This is a genomic window from Caballeronia sp. LZ028 (genome assembly GCF_031451415.1).
In the GTDB taxonomy this organism is placed as follows: Bacteria; Pseudomonadota; Gammaproteobacteria; order Burkholderiales; family Burkholderiaceae; genus Caballeronia; species Caballeronia zhejiangensis.
In genome coordinates, this window is sequence record NZ_JARUXN010000001.1 from 908,794 (window position 1) to 925,235 (window position 16,442).

General features: G+C 64.0%; 17 protein-coding genes and 1 tRNA gene. 9 read left to right on the forward strand and 9 right to left on the reverse strand.

The annotated features are described in order from the left end of the window. Positions 1-102: 102 nt before the first annotated feature. A complete protein-coding gene (locus QCE58_RS04265) occupies positions 103-1,134 on the reverse strand; it encodes a CDP-6-deoxy-delta-3,4-glucoseen reductase (protein WP_008351145.1) in 1,032 nt (343 codons plus the stop codon). 86 nt (positions 1,135-1,220) lie between these two features. Between QCE58_RS04265 and QCE58_RS04270 the strand changes: the two genes are divergently transcribed. Then, positions 1,221-2,234 carry an NAD-dependent epimerase/dehydratase family protein gene (locus QCE58_RS04270; protein WP_250520959.1) on the forward strand — a complete coding sequence of 338 codons (1,014 nt, stop codon included), beginning with the start codon at positions 1,221-1,223 and terminating at the stop codon, positions 2,232-2,234. On the opposite strand, the gene QCE58_RS04275 is transcribed toward QCE58_RS04270, so the two are convergent. The 4 genes from QCE58_RS04275 to QCE58_RS04290 form a co-directional block, all read right to left on the reverse strand. Next, on the reverse strand, positions 2,231-2,407 hold the full coding sequence (locus QCE58_RS04275; RefSeq protein WP_008351142.1) for a hypothetical protein: 177 nt from the start codon (positions 2,405-2,407) through the stop codon (positions 2,231-2,233). The genes QCE58_RS04270 and QCE58_RS04275 overlap by 4 nt on opposite strands. 122 nt (positions 2,408-2,529) lie before the next feature. Beyond that, positions 2,530-3,243, reverse strand: coding sequence for a pseudouridine synthase (locus tag QCE58_RS04280; RefSeq protein ID WP_008351140.1), 714 nt, complete (start codon positions 3,241-3,243; stop codon positions 2,530-2,532). Between the two features lie 185 nt (positions 3,244-3,428). After that, positions 3,429-4,526, reverse strand: coding sequence for a TIGR03118 family protein (locus tag QCE58_RS04285; RefSeq protein WP_250520960.1), 1,098 nt, complete (start codon positions 4,524-4,526; stop codon positions 3,429-3,431). A gap of 108 nt (positions 4,527-4,634) precedes the next feature. Beyond that, positions 4,635-6,152, reverse strand: coding sequence for a hypothetical protein (locus QCE58_RS04290; protein ID WP_250520961.1), 1,518 nt, complete (start codon positions 6,150-6,152; stop codon positions 4,635-4,637). Between the two features lie 270 nt (positions 6,153-6,422). Here QCE58_RS04290 and QCE58_RS04295 point away from each other — a divergent pair, with 270 nt between their 5' ends. Both QCE58_RS04295 and QCE58_RS04300 read left to right on the forward strand, forming a co-directional pair. After that, on the forward strand, positions 6,423-6,851 hold the full coding sequence (locus QCE58_RS04295; protein ID WP_250496655.1) for a hypothetical protein: 429 nt from the start codon (positions 6,423-6,425) through the stop codon (positions 6,849-6,851). After that, positions 6,824-7,045, forward strand: a complete 222-nt coding sequence (locus QCE58_RS04300; RefSeq protein ID WP_175982804.1) for a hypothetical protein — start codon at positions 6,824-6,826, stop codon at positions 7,043-7,045. The genes QCE58_RS04295 and QCE58_RS04300 overlap by 28 nt, the downstream gene beginning before the upstream one ends. A 63-nt stretch (positions 7,046-7,108) precedes the next feature. Here QCE58_RS04300 and QCE58_RS04305 read toward each other — a convergent pair. The 3 genes from QCE58_RS04305 to QCE58_RS04315 all read right to left on the reverse strand — a co-directional run bounded on the left by QCE58_RS04305 (position 7,109) and on the right by QCE58_RS04315 (position 9,463). After that, a tRNA-Leu gene (locus tag QCE58_RS04305) sits at positions 7,109-7,193 on the reverse strand. A gap of 115 nt (positions 7,194-7,308) precedes the next feature. Beyond that, positions 7,309-8,469, reverse strand: coding sequence for an ABC transporter substrate-binding protein (locus QCE58_RS04310; protein WP_008351129.1), 1,161 nt, complete (start codon positions 8,467-8,469; stop codon positions 7,309-7,311). Between the two features lie 52 nt (positions 8,470-8,521). Next, positions 8,522-9,463, reverse strand: coding sequence for a CysB family HTH-type transcriptional regulator (locus tag QCE58_RS04315; RefSeq protein WP_008351128.1), 942 nt, complete (start codon positions 9,461-9,463; stop codon positions 8,522-8,524). Positions 9,464-9,702: 239 nt separating this feature from the next. Between QCE58_RS04315 and QCE58_RS04320 the strand changes: the two genes are divergently transcribed. The 6 genes from QCE58_RS04320 (at position 9,703) to cobA (ending at position 15,809) form a co-directional block, all read left to right on the forward strand. Next, on the forward strand, positions 9,703-11,379 hold the full coding sequence (locus QCE58_RS04320) for a nitrite/sulfite reductase (protein WP_008351126.1): 1,677 nt from the start codon (positions 9,703-9,705) through the stop codon (positions 11,377-11,379). Positions 11,380-11,389: 10 nt separating this feature from the next. Then, positions 11,390-11,929, forward strand: a complete 540-nt coding sequence (locus QCE58_RS04325) for a DUF934 domain-containing protein (RefSeq protein WP_034472943.1) — start codon at positions 11,390-11,392, stop codon at positions 11,927-11,929. A gap of 3 nt (positions 11,930-11,932) precedes the next feature. Continuing rightward, positions 11,933-12,655: a phosphoadenylyl-sulfate reductase gene (locus tag QCE58_RS04330; protein WP_008351123.1), complete on the forward strand. Its 723-nt coding sequence runs from the start codon at positions 11,933-11,935 to the stop codon at positions 12,653-12,655. A 65-nt stretch (positions 12,656-12,720) separates the two neighbouring features. Continuing rightward, entirely contained in the window at positions 12,721-13,683 is a 963-nt protein-coding gene (cysD, locus tag QCE58_RS04335; RefSeq protein WP_008351121.1) for a sulfate adenylyltransferase subunit CysD, read from the forward strand. A gap of 27 nt (positions 13,684-13,710) precedes the next feature. Continuing rightward, positions 13,711-15,024 (forward strand): sulfate adenylyltransferase subunit 1, encoded by a 1,314-nt coding sequence (locus QCE58_RS04340; RefSeq protein ID WP_008351120.1) that lies wholly within the window; start codon positions 13,711-13,713, stop codon positions 15,022-15,024. A gap of 26 nt (positions 15,025-15,050) precedes the next feature. Continuing rightward, on the forward strand, positions 15,051-15,809 hold the full coding sequence (gene cobA, locus QCE58_RS04345; protein ID WP_250520962.1) for a uroporphyrinogen-III C-methyltransferase: 759 nt from the start codon (positions 15,051-15,053) through the stop codon (positions 15,807-15,809). Positions 15,810-16,066: 257 nt separating this feature from the next. Here cobA and QCE58_RS04350 read toward each other — a convergent pair whose 3' ends face one another. Further along, positions 16,067-16,441 (reverse strand): sirohydrochlorin chelatase, encoded by a 375-nt coding sequence (locus QCE58_RS04350; RefSeq protein ID WP_008351118.1) that lies wholly within the window; start codon positions 16,439-16,441, stop codon positions 16,067-16,069. Position 16,442 lies beyond the last annotated feature (1 nt).

The following is a 16,442-nucleotide window of genomic DNA, read 5'->3' on the forward strand; positions in this document are numbered from 1 at the left end:
GTGCGTTCAGGGTTTTGAGCATTCGCGAAGGATACGTTAAGCGGTTGCCGCCTGTAAACCGTGCACGCGGATTTTTTGTCCGCGTGCACGTTGTGTGCAAGCTCACACGGGATGCGCGAGATCTGCCGCGCTCGTGAACGAATCCGCGTAGAACTCGTCCTCCGGCAGCCGATGATGCTGCGTGAAGTCGCGCTGCGCCGATTCCACCATCACGGGCGCGCCGCACGCGTACACCTGATAGCCGCTCAAGTCTGGCAGATCTTCGATGACAGCCCGATGAACGAAGCCCGTGCGGCCCGTCCAGGCGTCGCCGGCGTCGGGTTCGGAGAGCACCGGCACGAACTTGAAATTCGGAACCTCGCGCGCCCACTGTTCGGCGAGCGACATCATGTAGAGATCCTTCTTGCGGCGGCCGCCCCAATAAAGCGTCATCGGGCGATTCAGATTCTTGAAGACCGCATGTTCGATGATCGCCTTGATCGGCGCGAAACCCGTGCCCGAAGCGAGCAGAACGATCGGCTTGTCGGACTCGTCACGCAGGAAGAACGTGCCGAGCGGGCCTTCGAAGCGCAAGATGTCGCGCTCTTTCATCGCGCCGAAGACGTGATCCGTGAACGTGCCGCCCGGCATGTGGCGAATGTGCAGTTCGAGCGGCCCTTCGTGATGCGGCGGGCTCGCCATCGAATAGCTGCGGCGCTTGCCGTCCTTCAGGATGAATTCGATGTACTGGCCCGCGTAATACTGCAGGCGTTCGTTCGCGGGCAGTTGCAGCTTCAGTTCGATGACGTCGTCGGCTTTGCGTTCGAGCGCGTTCACGCGGCACGGCAGCTTTTTCACCTGGACGTCGCCGACGCCCGCGACTTCGCGCACGTCGATGGTCAAATCCGTCTGCGCGGTCGCGCAGCAGAAGAGGGCCATGCCGCGCGTCTTTTCGTCGTTCGACAGCGCAGACGACGAATGCGGCGCCTGCTCGACCTCGCCGCTCACGACGGCGCCCTTGCACGAACCGCACGCACCGTTCTTGCAGCCGTACGGCAGGCCGATGCCCTGGCGCAGCGCGGCGGTCAGCACCGGTTCGTCGGGTTCTACTTGAAACTGCCGGCCGCTTTGCCGGAGCGTTACGTTGAAAGCCATAGATCGATTTCTGCGATGTGTGGAGTTGTCTCGTGAGTCTTTTCGGACGCCGCACGCGGGTTTCAGGCGACGGATAAAATGCTCCGATGATCGCCACTCGAAACCTTCGCCGCGCGCGCGTCCTGATCGTCGGATGCGGCGATGTCGGCATGCGCGCGTTGCCGCTTCTGCATGCGCGCGCCGCCGCGCCCCGCGTCGTCGCGCTCACGCATCATCCCGAACGCGCCGGCGAATTGCGCGCGGCCGGCGCGACGCCCATTTCCGGCGATCTCGACGTGCGCCGCAGCCTCGCAAGGCTCGCCGGCCTCGCACGCGACGTGCTGCATCTCGCGCCGCCTCAGCGCGACGGCGATTCGGACCGCCGCACGCGCGCGCTGATCGCCGCGCTGCGCAGACCGCGCCGCTCGGTGGCGCGCGCCGCCGCAAGCCATTGGCTGCATGCGGATCGCGCCGGAAAAACATCTTTCATTGTACCCGACGGTCTTCGTGCGGCCGCGAAGCGCCGGGACGGGCAGCGCACGCGTTTCGTCTATGCGAGCACGACCGGCGTTTATGGCGATTGCGCCGGCGCGTGGATCGACGAAACGCGGCCTGCGCGGCCTGCGAACGAACGCGCGCGGCGGCGCGTGTCGGCGGAGCGGCAGTTGCGCGCGGCGGGCGTGAAAAGCGGCTGGCGGGTGTCGATCGTGCGGATTCCGGGCATTTACGCGGCCAACCGCCTGCCGATCGCGCGCATCGAAAAGGGCATGCCCGCGCTCGCCGAACCGGACGACGTCTACACGAACCACATTCACGCCGACGATCTCGCGGCCATTCTCGTGCGTGCGCTCGCGCGCGGGCGTGCGCAGCGCGTCGTGAACGCGTCGGACGACACGGATTTGCGCATGGCGGATTACTTCGACCGCGTGGCCGATGCCTTCGGCCTGACGCGCGTGCCGCGCATTTCGCGCAGCGAAGCGCAAACGCGCCTGGAGCCGGTCACGCTTTCGTTCATGCGCGAATCGCGGCGGCTCGCCAACACGCGCCTGAAGCGCGAACTGGGCTACGTGCTGCGCCATCCGACGGTCGACGCGTTCCTAAAGCAGAACGCGCGGCGTTAGATCAGCGCCGGAATCGTTTCCAGCAGAACGAAGCACATCAACGCGCCGATCAATGCGCCGATGAGATTCGGCGAATACTTGTGGCGCATGTGCATGACGAAGCCCAGCACCCCGATGAGGACTGCGCACAGCGCGACGAACGCTACCAGCGCAACGGCCGATTGGGAGACCATGATGCCCTCCTGCTTTTTTCGTAATCATTTTGGTATCCGTTAGACCAGTATAAGAGTACGAAACGTGGAAGGCATGCTGCATCGCAGCGTCCGCCGGTGAGGGGATTCACCGATTTGCATGCTCAATGCGAAGTGTTTCGCAACGCGGCGAGATCGGCGTCTTCGAGCCAGCGCCATGCGCCTTCGACGAGCGTGTCGGGCAACGCATAACCGCCGACCCGCTCGCGATGCAGCTTTTCCACGCGGTTGCCCGCGGCCGCGACCATGCGCTTGACCTGATGGTATTTGCCTTCGAGCACGGTGAGTTCGAGCAGCCGTTCGCCGCGTTGTTTGGCGGCGAGCGCGGCGCTCGGTTTCGGCTCGCCGTGCAGCAGCACGCCTTCGCGCAACTTCGCGAGTTGCAGACCGTCGAGCGGATGACGCACGGTCGCGAGATAGACCTTCGGCACCTTGCGCTTGGGCGACGTGAACGCGTGCACGAACGCGCCGTCGTCGGAAAGCAGCAGCAGGCCGGTCGTGTCCTGGTCGAGCCGGCCGACGGCCTGCACGCCGCGCTCGGCGAGTTGCGGCGGCAGCAGATGAAACACGCTCAGATGATGCTGCGGATCGCGCGAGCATTCGTAGCCCGCGGGCTTGTTGAGCGCGATGTACGCCTTCTCGCGATACGTCCAGAGATGATCGTCGACTTCGAATTCGAGACCGGGGGTGACGGGGAGATGGGCGTGCGGATCGTCGCGCACGATGCCCGCGATGCGCAGGCGGCCTTCGGCCACGATGCCGCGGCACTGGCGGCGCGACCCGAAGCCTTGGGAGAAGAGGAGGGTTTCGAGGTCCATCGGATGAGCGGAGTTGAAGCGCGCATTCTAGCAAGCCGCGCTTTCGGTCCGCGCGCGCCGGCGCGCTTCGCATCGCCAAAAAAAGCGCCGCCCGAACCGCGGGCGGCGCCGAGCGTGGCGATGCGCTTTCGGACGGCCATGCGTCCGCGGCCAGCGTCATCGCCCAGGGAATCGTCGCGTGCGCGTCATTGCATGTCGATGCGGCCATACACGCCGTTGGCTTCGTCGTTCGGCCCGGCGGCGAAAAACAGCGTGTTCGACGGCTGCGCGTTCAGGTTGTTGCCGAACGCGATGCCCCACAGACCGTGCTGCACGAGCGGCGCGCCGCCCGTATCCGTGAGCGCGCCGACGAACGCGCCGGTATTCGGATCGAACGCGTTGATGGCGCCGTCGCCGAAATTGCCGATGAGGATATCGTTGCTGAACGTGCCGAAGTTTCCGGGCGCCTGCGCGATGCCCCACGGAGCGTTGAGCGGCCCGTTCGCCGCGAAGCGCTGCGTCAGATTGCCGTCGATGTCGAACACGTCGACGAAGCCCAGGCCCGCGCCCGGCACGTCGTCCTCGGCGTCGCCGTCCTGCTTCGCGTAGGTGACGAATATCTTCGAGACGATCGTCTGAATGCCGAAGGGCGCGAAGCCCGCCGGAATCTGCGCGTCCCTGAAGCCGCCGGGCACGGCGATCTTCGTGAACGTGCCGTCGAAGACGTCGACCTTGTTGTTATGGAAATCGGTCGCGTAAAGGCGATGCGCGCCCGTCGACGTCGTGGCGATCGCGAGTCCCTTGTAGATCGCGCCCGACGCGCTCGAATCGACGGCGGTGAACGCGTGCGTCATGTCGACGGCGGGCGCCCACGCGGTAATCGAGCCGCCTTCTCCCGCGAAGACGAACGCGGCGACGCCCGACTTGCCGTTGCGCGAGAGCGTGAGATCCGGTCCCTTGTTGAAGACGATTCCTGTCGGTTTGGCGGGCCCGGACGCGCTCGGAGGGATCGATACGACCAGCGACTGAACGACGCCGTTGCCGTCGTAGAGCGTGGCCGTCTGCGTGCCGTTGTCGGCGACCCAAACGAAGCCGTTCGGGTTGAACGCCACGCCCCAGCCGTTCTTCAGATTCGGGTCGGTGTGAGGCGCGGACACGGCGCCATCGGAGACGACGATCGACATCTTGAAACGTGTCGCCGTCGGCATGTTGTCGTCCGAGCCGCCGCCGCACGAGGCGATGCCCGCGAGCGAGACGACCGCGGCGGCGCAAACCACCAGACGGCGCAACAATCCGGTTTGCATGATGGTGACTCCTTCGGCGCGGTTCGCCGGCAGCTCGTTCGTCACCTTTAAACGGATGTGCGTTGCGGCTTATTCCGTTTGCATCATGCTGAATGGCGCGTCAGTACATCAATGCGCGTCGCCGCGTCCCTTCGATACGGCCGGCACGCCCAGGCCGAAGAGCGTGAAGCGCGAATCGTCGTCATCCGGTATCCCCGAATGATGGGCGTGCGCGTTCCAACGGCCGTCGTAGGTCATCGTCGGGACGACCGGCTTCGGGATGCCGCTCGCCTGGCGGAAGTACTCGGTGTTGCTCTCGTTCTGCACAGCGAGCGCGCGGCGCAGCGTCGCCTGCGCCTGGCCGTTGCGCGGGTCGAGCGCGACCGCGCGGCGTGCGTTGCGCAACGCGCACGCCGCTTCCATGTTGGCGGCGCAGGCGCGCGCGTTCGCTATCGCGCCGTCGCGCGCACGTTCCTGACGCGACAATTCGGCCGCGAGCTGCTGGATTTCCGGAGTGCGCGGCTCGCTCGCCGAGAGGCCGCGCATGTGACGGCGCGCCGCCGCGAGGTCGCGCCCGGCGAGCGCTTGCTGAGCCGCCGCGATGCTCCGCGCGACGGCTGCGGGAAGCGGCTCCGGCGCAGGCTGAACGGCGGGCGTGGCGGGCGTGGGCGGTTTGTCGATCGAGGCGACCGTCGCGGTGCTGCGCGGCTGTTCGGATTGTCGGGCGACGGGCGCGGTATTTCGAGGCTGTTCGATCGCGCGAGCGACGGGCGCCGGCGCTTGCGTCACCGGTTTCGGCGGCACCGGCGCCGCTGCGGCGATCGTCGCGACCACGCGCGGTTCAGGCTTCTGCAGCGATGCGACGACCGGTGTCGTCGGCTTGGTCGGCGGCGCGACGGCAGCGACCGATGCGGCTGTCGCGGCGGCTGCGTTCGTCGTGGGAACGGGCGTCGCGGGCTTCGCAGTTGCGATCATGGCTGGCGACGCGTTGCTCGCCGGAGCCGCGTTCGCCGCAACGTGCGGCGTCGTCGGCAACATGCTCGATGCCGTGACGCGCGGCGCGACAGACGCGGTTTCCGCTATCGGCGCGGGCTTCTTCGCGATCGTCGTTGTCGTCGTCGCTGACGGGACAGGCTGCGCACTCGGCGTATCCGCTTTGGAGCGCGCCAACGATGCGTGCCGCGCGGCATCGGCCTTGGACGCGCCGGAGGCGCCGTCGCGAATCGATCCCGCCGCGCTGATACCGGGCTCCGCGCTCGGCGACGGCGCGTTGTCGTCCAGACGCGCATAGAAGTATCCGCCGACCGCGATGCTGGCGACCACCCCGCCGACCAGCATCGCCATGCCGGTGCGGGCGGGCTTGCGCTGATCCTGCGCATCGGGCTCGACGAAGTTCGGATAGGACGTCAGCATCCTGCGGCGCACGAGGCGCTGCAGCCAGTGGCTATCGTCCCAGTCGAGAATGTCGAGCGGCGCGGGCACCGGCGCCGCGGCGGCCGCGGCGGCTTCGGCCGCGCGGCTCGTGAAAATCGCGCCCTGACGATCGGCGCCGCACGCGGGGCAGGTGTCTTCCGAGGCAGGGGAAACGGTGTTGCAGCGCTTGCAGATGACGGAGTCGAGAGACAGCGAGTGATCAGGTCGATTCATGTCGTACCTTTCTTCGAGTTATGGCTCGGCGCGTCGCGCGAGCGGGTCACGACATCGAGAGGGTCCTAAGCAACCCGAAATGCGGGCGCTGCGCGTGCGAGCATCCCCGCGATGCTCCGCGCGCCGGGGTTCCGAATGCCGATGGAGGCCATTTTTTGCTGACGCGGCAGTGCGCGTCTACGCGAGAGCGCACATAGCTGGACGGACGACTTACGCGCGCTCGCGTCATCGGCGAAATTGCGTGTCATCACGCACATATGGACGATGACAATGCAATCGAAGGGCTTCGACGCGACGGCGCGGCAACTGATCGTCGGACTGCCGCTATTCATGGGCGCGATCGAGTACATCTTGAGGGTGGCGCTGAAGCAGCCGGGCAGGGATGACTTCTTTCCGATTTCGCTCGTCGCGTCGAGCGTCAGTCTGAATCTTGCGTTGACGGTGCTGCCGGGTGAGCTTCGCCGCGGCGCCTATTCTCGATGGTTCTCCGAGCGACGAATCGCTGAGGCGTTTCTTGTCGCGAATCTGGGAATTTTCGCCTCTCTAATCGGGATGCTTCTCTGGATATACTTGCTCGTCGCTTCGTTCAGTGAGGAAGTTCGGGCGATTCTGCCTATGCATCCTCTTCGGGATGCTCTGGTCTACTATGTATTTTCGATCGCGGTGAATGAATGGAAGGCGTGGGTGGAAAAATGTTGAACTTCGTGCTGGGTTTCTTTCGAGAGTATTGGCCTGTCGTGTTGGCTTACGCGATCGCCAGGTTCGTCGTTCCGCCCGTCGTGGGCTGGATTTATCGGAAGACTGCGGGCGATGAGCCGCGCGTCGAAGTCGAGCGCGGTTCAGGCAACGTTCAAACGCAGATTGCCGCGAAACCCGGCGAGATGCCGAAATGACGCCGAAGCCGTGCCCCAAACGCAAAAAAGCCGCTCACAACGGAGCGGCTTTTTCAACAATCCTGGTGCCCAGGGCCGGAATCGAACCGGCACGCCTTGCGGCGGGGGATTTTGAGTCCCCTGCGTCTACCAATTTCACCACCTGGGCCTGAATCGACTCGTAGCGGAACAGAGCGAACCAACGAGCCAATCGAGTCGGCGATTATGACCGAAAACGCCGTCGCCGGCAAGCATCGACAGCAGCGTTTTCAGAACAAAGGACATTACTGCGCGAGATACGTAAATGCGCCGTTCTTGATGACGCCCATTACGCTCGCGCGCTGATCCAGACCGACGTGATCCGTCGCGCTCGTATTGACGACGCCGTTCGGCACGACCAGTTCGTGCGCATGCTCGAGTTCCGAGCGCAGCGCCACGCGAAACTCCTTCGTGCCCGGCTTGGCCGTCTTCAGCGCGCGCGCCACGGCGTCCTGAAGACGCGGATACACGCCCGCCGCATCGCCCGCGAACTGCGTCACGGTGCCCTTGCCGTACTTCTCCTCATACGCATTCGCGAACGCCAGCGCAGCCTTCTTCGACGGATGATCCGCCGGCAGCGTCCGCGCGACGACGACCGGCTGCGTCGGGAACAGGGTGCCCTCGACGTCCTTGCCGCCGAGCTTGATGAACTCGGGCGTCGCGATGCCGTGCGTCTGATAGATCGCGCCCTTGTAGCCGCGCTCGACGAGCGTGCGCTGCGGCAACACCGTCGGCGTGCCCGCGCCCGCGATCAGCACCGCGTCGGGCTTCGCGGCCATCAGCTTGAGAATCTGGCCGGTGACGCTCGCATCGGTGCGATTGAAACGCTCGCTCGCGACAATCTTGATATGCCGAAGATCGGCGAACTTGGTGAACTCGTTGAGCCAGCTATCGCCGTAGCTGTCCGCGAAGCCGATGAAACCCACCGTCTTCACGCCGTGATTGGCCATGTAGCGCGTCATGACGTCGGCCATCGCGCGATCGGTCTGCGCCATCTTGAACGCCCACACTTTCTTGCCTTCCTGCGGCTCCACGACCGATGCCGAGCCGATCAGCGTGATCATCGGCGTTTCGGATTCGGCGACGGGATCGAGCGCGGCGAGCGCCGCCGGCGTGATGTTCGGCCCGACGATCACATCGACGTGATCTTCGCTGATGAGCTTGCGGATGTTGCGCACGGCCGCGCCCGGATCCGAGCCGTCGTCGAGGATGATGTACTCCGCGCTCTGCCCGGCGATGGTTTTCGGCCACATGAGCATCGCGTTCTTGCTGGTGATGCCGATGGCGGCGGCCGGACCGGTGCTCGACAGATCGATGCCGACCTTCAACTGGGCGTGCGCGGCGGCGGCAACTACGGATAAGGCGACGCCGGCAGCGAGCCGGCGCGTGAACTTCGACAACGTCATCGGATGGTCTCCAAAAGGGCAGGATTTTCTAGGCGGCGGGCGCCGCCGATATTCAAAGCTCGTAACTCTCGTGCTCGCCGGACAGCGCCTGTTCGATCAGCTTGCGATTCAGCGACGGCGACAGCAGTTCGACGAGCGTATACACATAGCTGCGCAGGTACGCGCCCTGTTTGAGCGCGAGCCGCGTGACGTTCGTGCCGAAGAGATGTCCGACCGGCATCGCGCGCAAATGCCGATCGCGCTCCGGATTGAACGCGATATCCGCCAGAATCCCGACGCCGAGCCCCAGTTCGACGTAAGTCTTGATGACGTCGGCATCGATGGCTTCGAGCACGATGTCCGGTGTCAGATTGCGCAGCGCGAACGCCTGATTGATCTTCGTGCGCCCGGCGAACGACGCCTCGTAAGTGATGATCGGGAATTGCGCGAGATCGTCGAGCGTCAGCGTCTTGCGCTCCAACAGCGGATGATCCGGCAGCATGACGGCCAGATGCTGCCACTGGAAGCAGGGCAGCGACACCAGTTCCTTATAGTTGGCGATCGCTTCCGTCGCGATGGCGATATCGGCCTGATCGTGGATGACCATTTCGGCGACTTGCGTCGGACTGCCTTGCAGAATCGAAAGGTGGACCTTCGGGAAGCGCTTCTTGAATTCTGCGATGGCGGACGGCAGCGAATAACGCGCCTGCGTATGCGTGGCGGCGATGACGAGATTGCCCTGGTCCTGCGCGGCGTAATCCTTACCGACGCGCTTCAGGCTTTCCACTTCCTGCAAGATTTTCTCGACCGACGCGAGAATGATGCGCCCCGGCTCGGTGAGCGACCTCACGCGTTTCCCGTGCCGCGTGAAGATTTCGACGCCCAACTCGTCTTCCAATTCGATGATCGCTTTCGAGACGCCCGGCTGCGACGTATACAGCGCCTTGGCGGCTTCCGTCAGGTTGAAGTTCTGCCGGACGGCCTCGCGCACGAAGCGAAACTGATGCAGATTCATTTATAGCCTTTGTTTATTACTACCGGGCATATCAAAGTAATTTTTCAGTCGTTTGCAATATATAGCAGGTTCTTTACTATCAGTCCAATTTTTCCAATATCCATATCTCCATCTGTCATAAGCAAATGAGCGTTCAGTCTGAACGGCTCGGGCAATAGCGACTCAATGGATATTCGATGGACGAGACGCGCCGCGTAACCTAGGACGCTGCGCTTTACACAAGAACTTGGGGCCCCCGAATGTACCAATACGATCAGATCGACCAACGCATCGTCGACGAACGTGTCGCGCAGTACGCCGACCAGGTCCGCCGACGTTTGTCGGGCGAATTGAGCGAAGAAGAATTCCGTCCGCTGCGTTTGCAGAACGGCCTGTACATGCAGCGCCACGCGTACATGCACCGCATCGCGATCCCGTACGGCAACCTGCGCAGCGACCAGCTCCGCATGCTGGCCACCATCGCGCGCGAGCACGACCGCGGCTACGGTCACTTCTCGACGCGGACCAACATCCAGTTCAACTGGGTCGAGCTCGAAGAGACGCCGGAAATCCTGCGCAAGCTCGCGTCGGTGCAAATGCACGCGATCCAGACGTCGGGCAACTGCATCCGCAACATCACCGCCGATCAGTTCGCGGGCGTCGCGCCCGACGAGCAGGTCGATCCGCGTCCGTGGGCGGAAGTTCTGCGTCAATGGTCGACGTTCCATCCGGAATTCGCGTGGCTGCCGCGCAAGTTCAAGATCGCGGTGAACGGCTCGGCGGAAGACCGCGCGGCCGTGCAAGTCCACGATCTCGGCGTGTATCTGAAGAAGAACGCGCAAGGCGAAGTCGTGATGGACATTCTCGCGGGCGGCGGCCTCGGCCGCACGCCGATCGTCGGCGCGATCATCAAGCGCGATCTGCCGTGGCAACACTTGCTTACTTATTGCGAAGCCGTGCTGCGCGTGTACAACCGCTACGGCCGTCGCGACAACATGTACAAGGCGCGTATCAAGATTCTCGTTAAGGCGCTGTCGCCGGAGAAGTTCAGCAAGCAGGTCGAGGAAGAGTGGCAACACTTGAAGGACGGCCCGTCGACGCTCACGCAGGAAGAAGTCGATCGCGTGTCGAAGTTCTTCGCGCCGCCCGTCTACGAGAAGCTCGCGGACACCGACGCTTCCTATGAAAAGCATCTGATCGACAGCAAGCCGTTCGCGCGCTGGGTCGAGCGCAACGTGCGTCCGCACAAGGTGCCGGGCTACGCCGCCGTGACGCTCTCGCTCAAGCAGCGCCACATCGCGCCGGGCGACGCCACCGATCAGCAGATGGACGACGTCGCCGCGCTCGCCGATGAATTCTCGTTCGGCGAAATCCGCGTGTCGCACGAGCAGAACCTGATTCTCGCGAACGTGAAGAAGCGCGATCTGCACACGGTGTGGGAACGCGCGAAGGCGCTCGGTTTCGCGACGGCGAACATCGGCCTGTTGACGGACATCATCGCGTGCCCGGGCGGCGATTTCTGCTCGCTCGCGAATGCGAAGTCGATCCCGATCGCGCTCGCCATTCAGGACCGTTTCAACGATCTCGACTACGTGCACGACCTCGGCGACCTTTCGCTGAACATCTCGGGCTGCATCAACGCGTGCGGTCATCACCACGTCGGCAATATCGGCATTCTGGGCGTCGATAAGGACGGCTCGGAGTGGTATCAGGTGACGCTCGGCGGCGAGCAAAGCTCGGGCGCGACCGGCGCGCATCTCGGCAAGGTGATCGGCCCGTCGTTCTCGGCCGAAGAGATGCCCGACGTGATCGCGCAAGTGATCGACACTTTCGTCGATAACCGCGTCGAAGGCGAGCGCTTCATCGAGACGTTCGGCCGCATCGGCATGGCGCCGTTCAAGGAGCGCGTGTACGCATCGCGCCAGGCTCACGCTTAAGGATCTGCAAATGACGTTGATTATCAAGAACCGCGCGGTCGTCGAAGACAGTTTCACCGTTGTGCGCGCCGCCGAAGACGGTACGTTGCCCGCCGTCGATGCGCTGCCGGCCGGCAAGATCATCGTGCCGTTTGCGCTGTGGAAAGAGCACAAGCCGGCGATCGTCGCGTCGCGCGCGAAAGAAGACATCGGCGTGTGGCTCGCGCCGGACGACGAACCCGCCGACATCGTCGCGGATTTCGCGCAGATTTCCGTGATCGCCGTCGATTTCCCGGTGTTCCGCGATGGCCGCGGCTTTTCTATCGGCCGCTTGCTGCGCGAGCGCTATCAGTGGACGGGCGAACTGCGCGCAATCGGCGACGTGCTGCGCGATCAGGTTGCATTCCACGCGCGCTGCGGCTTCGATGCGTTCGCCGTGCGCGCGGACAAGGACATCAACGACGCGCTCAACGCGTTCACCGAGTTCACGAATCTGTATCAGGGCGCGACCGACAATCCGGAACCGCTGTTCCGTCGTCGCGCGGCGCTCGTCGCAGCGCTTGGAGCCTGATGTATGACGCCTGAATTGCAAGCCAAGGTTGAACGCCTGGATGCGCTGCTCGATTCGATCGCGGCGCGCCACCAGAACGTCAAGCTAGCCAGCAGTCTCGCCGCCGAAGACATGGTGCTGACGCACGCCATCCTTTCGCGCGGTGTGAAGATCGGCATCTTCTCGTTGAATACGGGCCGTTTGCACGCGGAAACGCTCGGCATGCTCGATACCGTGAAAGCGCGCTACGGCTACGACATCGAGCAGTTTCATCCGCAACAGGACGCGGTCGATGCCTACGTGCGCGATCACGGTCTGAACGCGTTCTACGAAAGCATTGATTTGCGCAAGAGCTGCTGCCATATCCGCAAGGTCGAGCCGCTCAATCGCGCGCTGTCCGATGTCTCCGCGTGGGTGACGGGACAGCGCCGCGAACAATCGGTGACGCGCGCCGAGCTGCACGAGGAAGAGCGCGACGAGCCGCGCAACATCGCCAAGTTCAATCCGCTCGCGGACTGGACCGAAACCGATGTGTGGGATTACCTGAAAGCCTTCGATGTGCCCGTGAATCCGCTGCACGCGCGCGGCTATCCGAGCATCGGCTGCGAGCCTTGTACGCGCGCGGTGCGCCCCGGCGAAGACAGCCGCGCCGGACGCTGGTGGTGGGAATCGCGCGATACGAAGGAATGCGGCTTGCACATCACGAACATCAAGATCGTCGAAGCAGCACCAAGCTCCGCGATCTAAGGCACTACCCCCTGTCACTGAACGCGGCGCTCATAGAAGCGCCGCTAGAAAAAGGATCGACGAACATGAGCACGACGCTCGACTCTAACGTCACCGCACCGGTCGTCAACAAGGCGACTCGCATGGATCACCTGGATTGGCTCGAAGCCGAGTCGATCCACATCATTCGCGAACTGGTCGCGGAATGCAGCAAGCCCGCGCTCCTGTTCTCGGGCGGCAAGGATTCGGTCGTCGTGCTGGCGCTCGCGCTCAAGGCGTTCGGCCTCGGCGGGGGCCGCAAGACGACGCTGCCGTTCCCGCTGGTTCACATCGACACGGGTCACAACTTCCAGGAAGTGATCGATTTCCGCGATCGCCGCGCGGCCGAGATCGGCGCGGAGCTCGTCGTCGGTCATGTCGAGGATTCGATCAAGAAAGGCACGGTGCGTCTGCGTCGCGAGACGGATTCGCGCAATGCCGCGCAAGCGGTGACGCTGCTCGAAACCATCGAGCAATACGGCTACACGGCGATGATCGGCGGCGCGCGCCGCGACGAAGAAAAGGCGCGCGCGAAAGAGCGCATCTTCTCGTTCCGCGATGAATTCGGCCAGTGGGATCCGAAGGCGCAGCGTCCGGAACTGTGGAGCATCTACAACGCGCGTCTGCACAACGGCGAGCATCTGCGCGTGTTCCCGATCTCGAACTGGACCGAGCTCGACGTGTGGCAGTACATCGCGCGCGAAAAGCTCGAACTGCCGAACATCTACTACGCGCATGACCGCGAGATCGTGCGCCGCAACGGCCTGCTCGTGCCGGTAACGCCGCTCACGCCGGTGCGCGAAGGCGAGACCGCCGAGATCGCGCAAGTGCGTTTCCGCACCGTCGGCGATATCAGTTGCACGTGCCCGGTCGCGAGCGACGCCGATGACGTCGAGAAGATCATCGCGGAAACGGCCGTGACGGAAATCACGGAACGCGGCGCGACGCGCATGGACGATCAGGCTTCCGAAGCCGCGATGGAACAGCGCAAGAAGCAAGGTTATTTCTAAGCATCACGCCACAGGAAGAAACGAGTCATGAGCATCTATCAAGCTGAAGATCTGGGCGTGTTGCGCTTCATCACCGCGGGTTCCGTCGACGACGGCAAGAGCACGCTGATCGGCCGTCTGCTGTACGACAGCAAGGCCGTCTTGTCGGATCAGTTGTCGGCGATTTCGCGCGCGAAGAACAAGCGCACGGTCGGCGATGAAATCGACCTCTCGCTGCTCACGGACGGCCTCGAAGCCGAGCGCGAGCAGGGCATTACCATCGACGTCGCGTATCGCTATTTCGCCACGGCGAAGCGCAAGTTCATCATCGCCGATACGCCGGGCCACGAGCAGTACACGCGCAACATGGTGACGGGCGCGTCGACGGCGCATGCGGCGATCATTCTCGTCGACGCAACGCGCGTCACGTTCGAGGACGGCGTCGCGCAACTGCTGCCGCAGACGAAGCGCCACAGCGCGATCGTCAAGCTGCTCGGTCTGCAGCACGTGATCGTCGCGATCAACAAGATGGATCTGGTCGAGTACAGCGAAGCGCGCTTCAACGAGATTCGCGATGCGTACGTCGTGCTCGCGCGTCAGCTCGGGCTGTCGAACGTGCGCTTCGTGCCGGTGTCGGCGCTGAAGGGCGACAACATCGTGACGGCGAGCGAGCGCATGCCGTGGTACGCAGGCGAGCCGCTGCTCGATCTGCTGGAATCGCTGCCGGTCGCGCAGCCGAACGATCAGGCGCTGCGTTTCCCGGTGCAATGGGTCGCGCGTCAGGACGGCTCGCAAGCCGACGATTTCCGCGGCTACATGGGCCGCGTCGAAGCGGGCGAAGTGCGCGTCGGCGATGCGCTGACCGTGCTGCCCGCCGGCCGCGAAGCGACGGTTGCCGAGATCATCGCGCCGGTGCCGGGTGGTGTCGCGCCGGTGGATCGCGCGTTCGCTGGCCAGACGGTGACGATTCGCCTGACGGAAGACGTCGACGTGTCGCGCGGCGATACCTTCGTGCCCGCCGCGGCGAAGGTCGAGCCGGCGAAGAAGCTCGAAGCGGACCTCTGCTGGTTCGACGAAGAGCCGCTTTCGCCGCAGCGCAAATATCTGCTGAAACAGACGACGAACACGGTGTTCGCGCGCATCGGCGCGGTGAAGCAGGTGCTGGACGTGCATACGCTGTCGCATTCGGTCGATCGCAGCACGCTCGCGATGAACGATATCGGCCGCGTGGCGCTCACGTTGCAGAAGCCGATCGTCGCGGACGAGTACGATACGCATCAGGGCACCGGCGCGTTCGTGCTGATCGATGAAGCGACGCATCACACGGTCGCCGCCGGCATGATTCGTTCGATCGCGGCTTGATCGACATTTAGCGACGGATGATTGCAATGGGTAAGGTCTATCTGATCGGAGCGGGGCCGGGCGCGGCGGATCTCATCACCGTGCGCGGCATGCGCTTGCTCGAGCAGGCGGACGTCGTGCTGCACGACGCGCTCGTCGAACCGGCGATGCTCGACTACGCGCTCAACGCGAAGAAGATTGCTGTCGGCAAGCGCTGCGGACAGCGTTCGACGGCGCAGCACTTCATCAACAAGCAGATCGTCGATGCCGCGCTGGAACACGGTGTCGTGGTGCGTCTGAAGGGCGGCGATCCGATGCTCTTCGGCCGCGCCGACGAGGAAATGCGCGCGCTCGAAGTTGCGGGCATCGAGTTCGAAGTGGTGCCGGGCATCACGGCGGCGCTCGCGAGCGCGGCGACGCTGAAGCGCTCGCTGACCTTGCGCGGTGTGGCGCGCAGCGTCGCACTGGCGACGCATTCGCGTGCGGCGGACAGCGACGAGATTCGCGAGCAGGCGAAGGCCGATTCGCTCGTGTTCTACATGGGCCGCGACAGCGCGCCGGACATCGCGCAGCAGTTGATCGATGCGGGACGTCCCGGCTCGACGCCGGTGGCGATCGTCGAGGCGTGCAGCACGCCGCGCGAACGCACGCTGACGTTGACGCTCGCGCGCATGGCGCTGGGTGAGGCGCAGGAGTGGCTGGATCCGTCGCAGCCGAGCTTGCTGATGATCGGTGAGGCGTTTCGCGAACGGGCGTCGGCGGTGAAGCCGAAGGTGCATTTGAAGGGGATGCAGGCGGCGGCTTGATGTCGTTCGACAGGCTCAAAGTAAGGAGCGCACCGGAGACGGTGCGCTCCTTTTGCTTTGGATCTCGGAATTCAAAAGTCGACGAGCTTGATTTTCTTCTTTTTCGAGTTGCTGCCGCGGGAATGCGTACTGCGAGGCTATTGCCCACTTGGAAATGAGCAGATTCATACGGGGCCTAATCGGATATACGGAAAAGTCAATCCAAGTAGAGGCGCTCGATTCGGAGGGTGCCATTCGGCCGAACGGCCAGCGTTGATCTACGCGCCCATCTGCCGCAAACAATACCCCGCGACCGCTTCCAGCACCGCGTCATCTTCCCCGACTGCCGTCGCGCAGGAAATCGCAACGTCGGGATGTGCCTTCCGGCACTTCTCGACGATCTCCGGCAAGTCGCGACGCACATGCCCGCCTTGTCCGAAAAAAACGGGCACGACCGTAATGGCATCGCATCCATCGGCGGCTTGCCGCGCCACTGCGGCCGGCAAATCCGGCGACATCAACTCGAGAAACGCCAGCGCCACCGGCTGATCGCCGCGCGAACCACGCAACTTCTGCGCAAGCCGCTCGAATGGCTCGGCCCAGCGCGGATCGCGCGCGCCGTGACCGAACAGGATGATGCCGTGCTTCTTCATC

Bases quoted from the DNA above. Each gene is read 5' to 3' on its own strand.
- QCE58_RS04265 (WP_008351145.1), bottom strand. From the start codon at position 1,134: ATGGCTTTCAACGTAACGCTCCGGCAAAGCGGCCGGCAGTTTCAAGTA.
- QCE58_RS04270 (WP_250520959.1), top strand. From the start codon at position 1,221: ATGATCGCCACTCGAAACCTTCGCCGCGCGCGCGTCCTGATCGTCGGA.
- QCE58_RS04275 (WP_008351142.1), bottom strand. From the start codon at position 2,407: ATGGTCTCCCAATCGGCCGTTGCGCTGGTAGCGTTCGTCGCGCTGTGC.
- QCE58_RS04280 (WP_008351140.1), bottom strand. From the start codon at position 3,243: ATGGACCTCGAAACCCTCCTCTTCTCCCAAGGCTTCGGGTCGCGCCGC.
- QCE58_RS04285 (WP_250520960.1), bottom strand. From the start codon at position 4,526: ATGCAAACCGGATTGTTGCGCCGTCTGGTGGTTTGCGCCGCCGCGGTC.
- QCE58_RS04290 (WP_250520961.1), bottom strand. From the start codon at position 6,152: ATGAATCGACCTGATCACTCGCTGTCTCTCGACTCCGTCATCTGCAAG.
- QCE58_RS04295 (WP_250496655.1), top strand. From the start codon at position 6,423: ATGCAATCGAAGGGCTTCGACGCGACGGCGCGGCAACTGATCGTCGGA.
- QCE58_RS04300 (WP_175982804.1), top strand. From the start codon at position 6,824: ATGGAAGGCGTGGGTGGAAAAATGTTGAACTTCGTGCTGGGTTTCTTT.
- QCE58_RS04310 (WP_008351129.1), bottom strand. From the start codon at position 8,469: ATGACGTTGTCGAAGTTCACGCGCCGGCTCGCTGCCGGCGTCGCCTTA.
- QCE58_RS04315 (WP_008351128.1), bottom strand. From the start codon at position 9,463: ATGAATCTGCATCAGTTTCGCTTCGTGCGCGAGGCCGTCCGGCAGAAC.
- QCE58_RS04320 (WP_008351126.1), top strand. From the start codon at position 9,703: ATGTACCAATACGATCAGATCGACCAACGCATCGTCGACGAACGTGTC.
- QCE58_RS04325 (WP_034472943.1), top strand. From the start codon at position 11,390: ATGACGTTGATTATCAAGAACCGCGCGGTCGTCGAAGACAGTTTCACC.
- QCE58_RS04330 (WP_008351123.1), top strand. From the start codon at position 11,933: ATGACGCCTGAATTGCAAGCCAAGGTTGAACGCCTGGATGCGCTGCTC.
- cysD (WP_008351121.1), top strand. From the start codon at position 12,721: ATGAGCACGACGCTCGACTCTAACGTCACCGCACCGGTCGTCAACAAG.
- QCE58_RS04340 (WP_008351120.1), top strand. From the start codon at position 13,711: ATGAGCATCTATCAAGCTGAAGATCTGGGCGTGTTGCGCTTCATCACC.
- cobA (WP_250520962.1), top strand. From the start codon at position 15,051: ATGGGTAAGGTCTATCTGATCGGAGCGGGGCCGGGCGCGGCGGATCTC.
- QCE58_RS04350 (WP_008351118.1), bottom strand. From the start codon at position 16,441: ATGAAGAAGCACGGCATCATCCTGTTCGGTCACGGCGCGCGCGATCCG.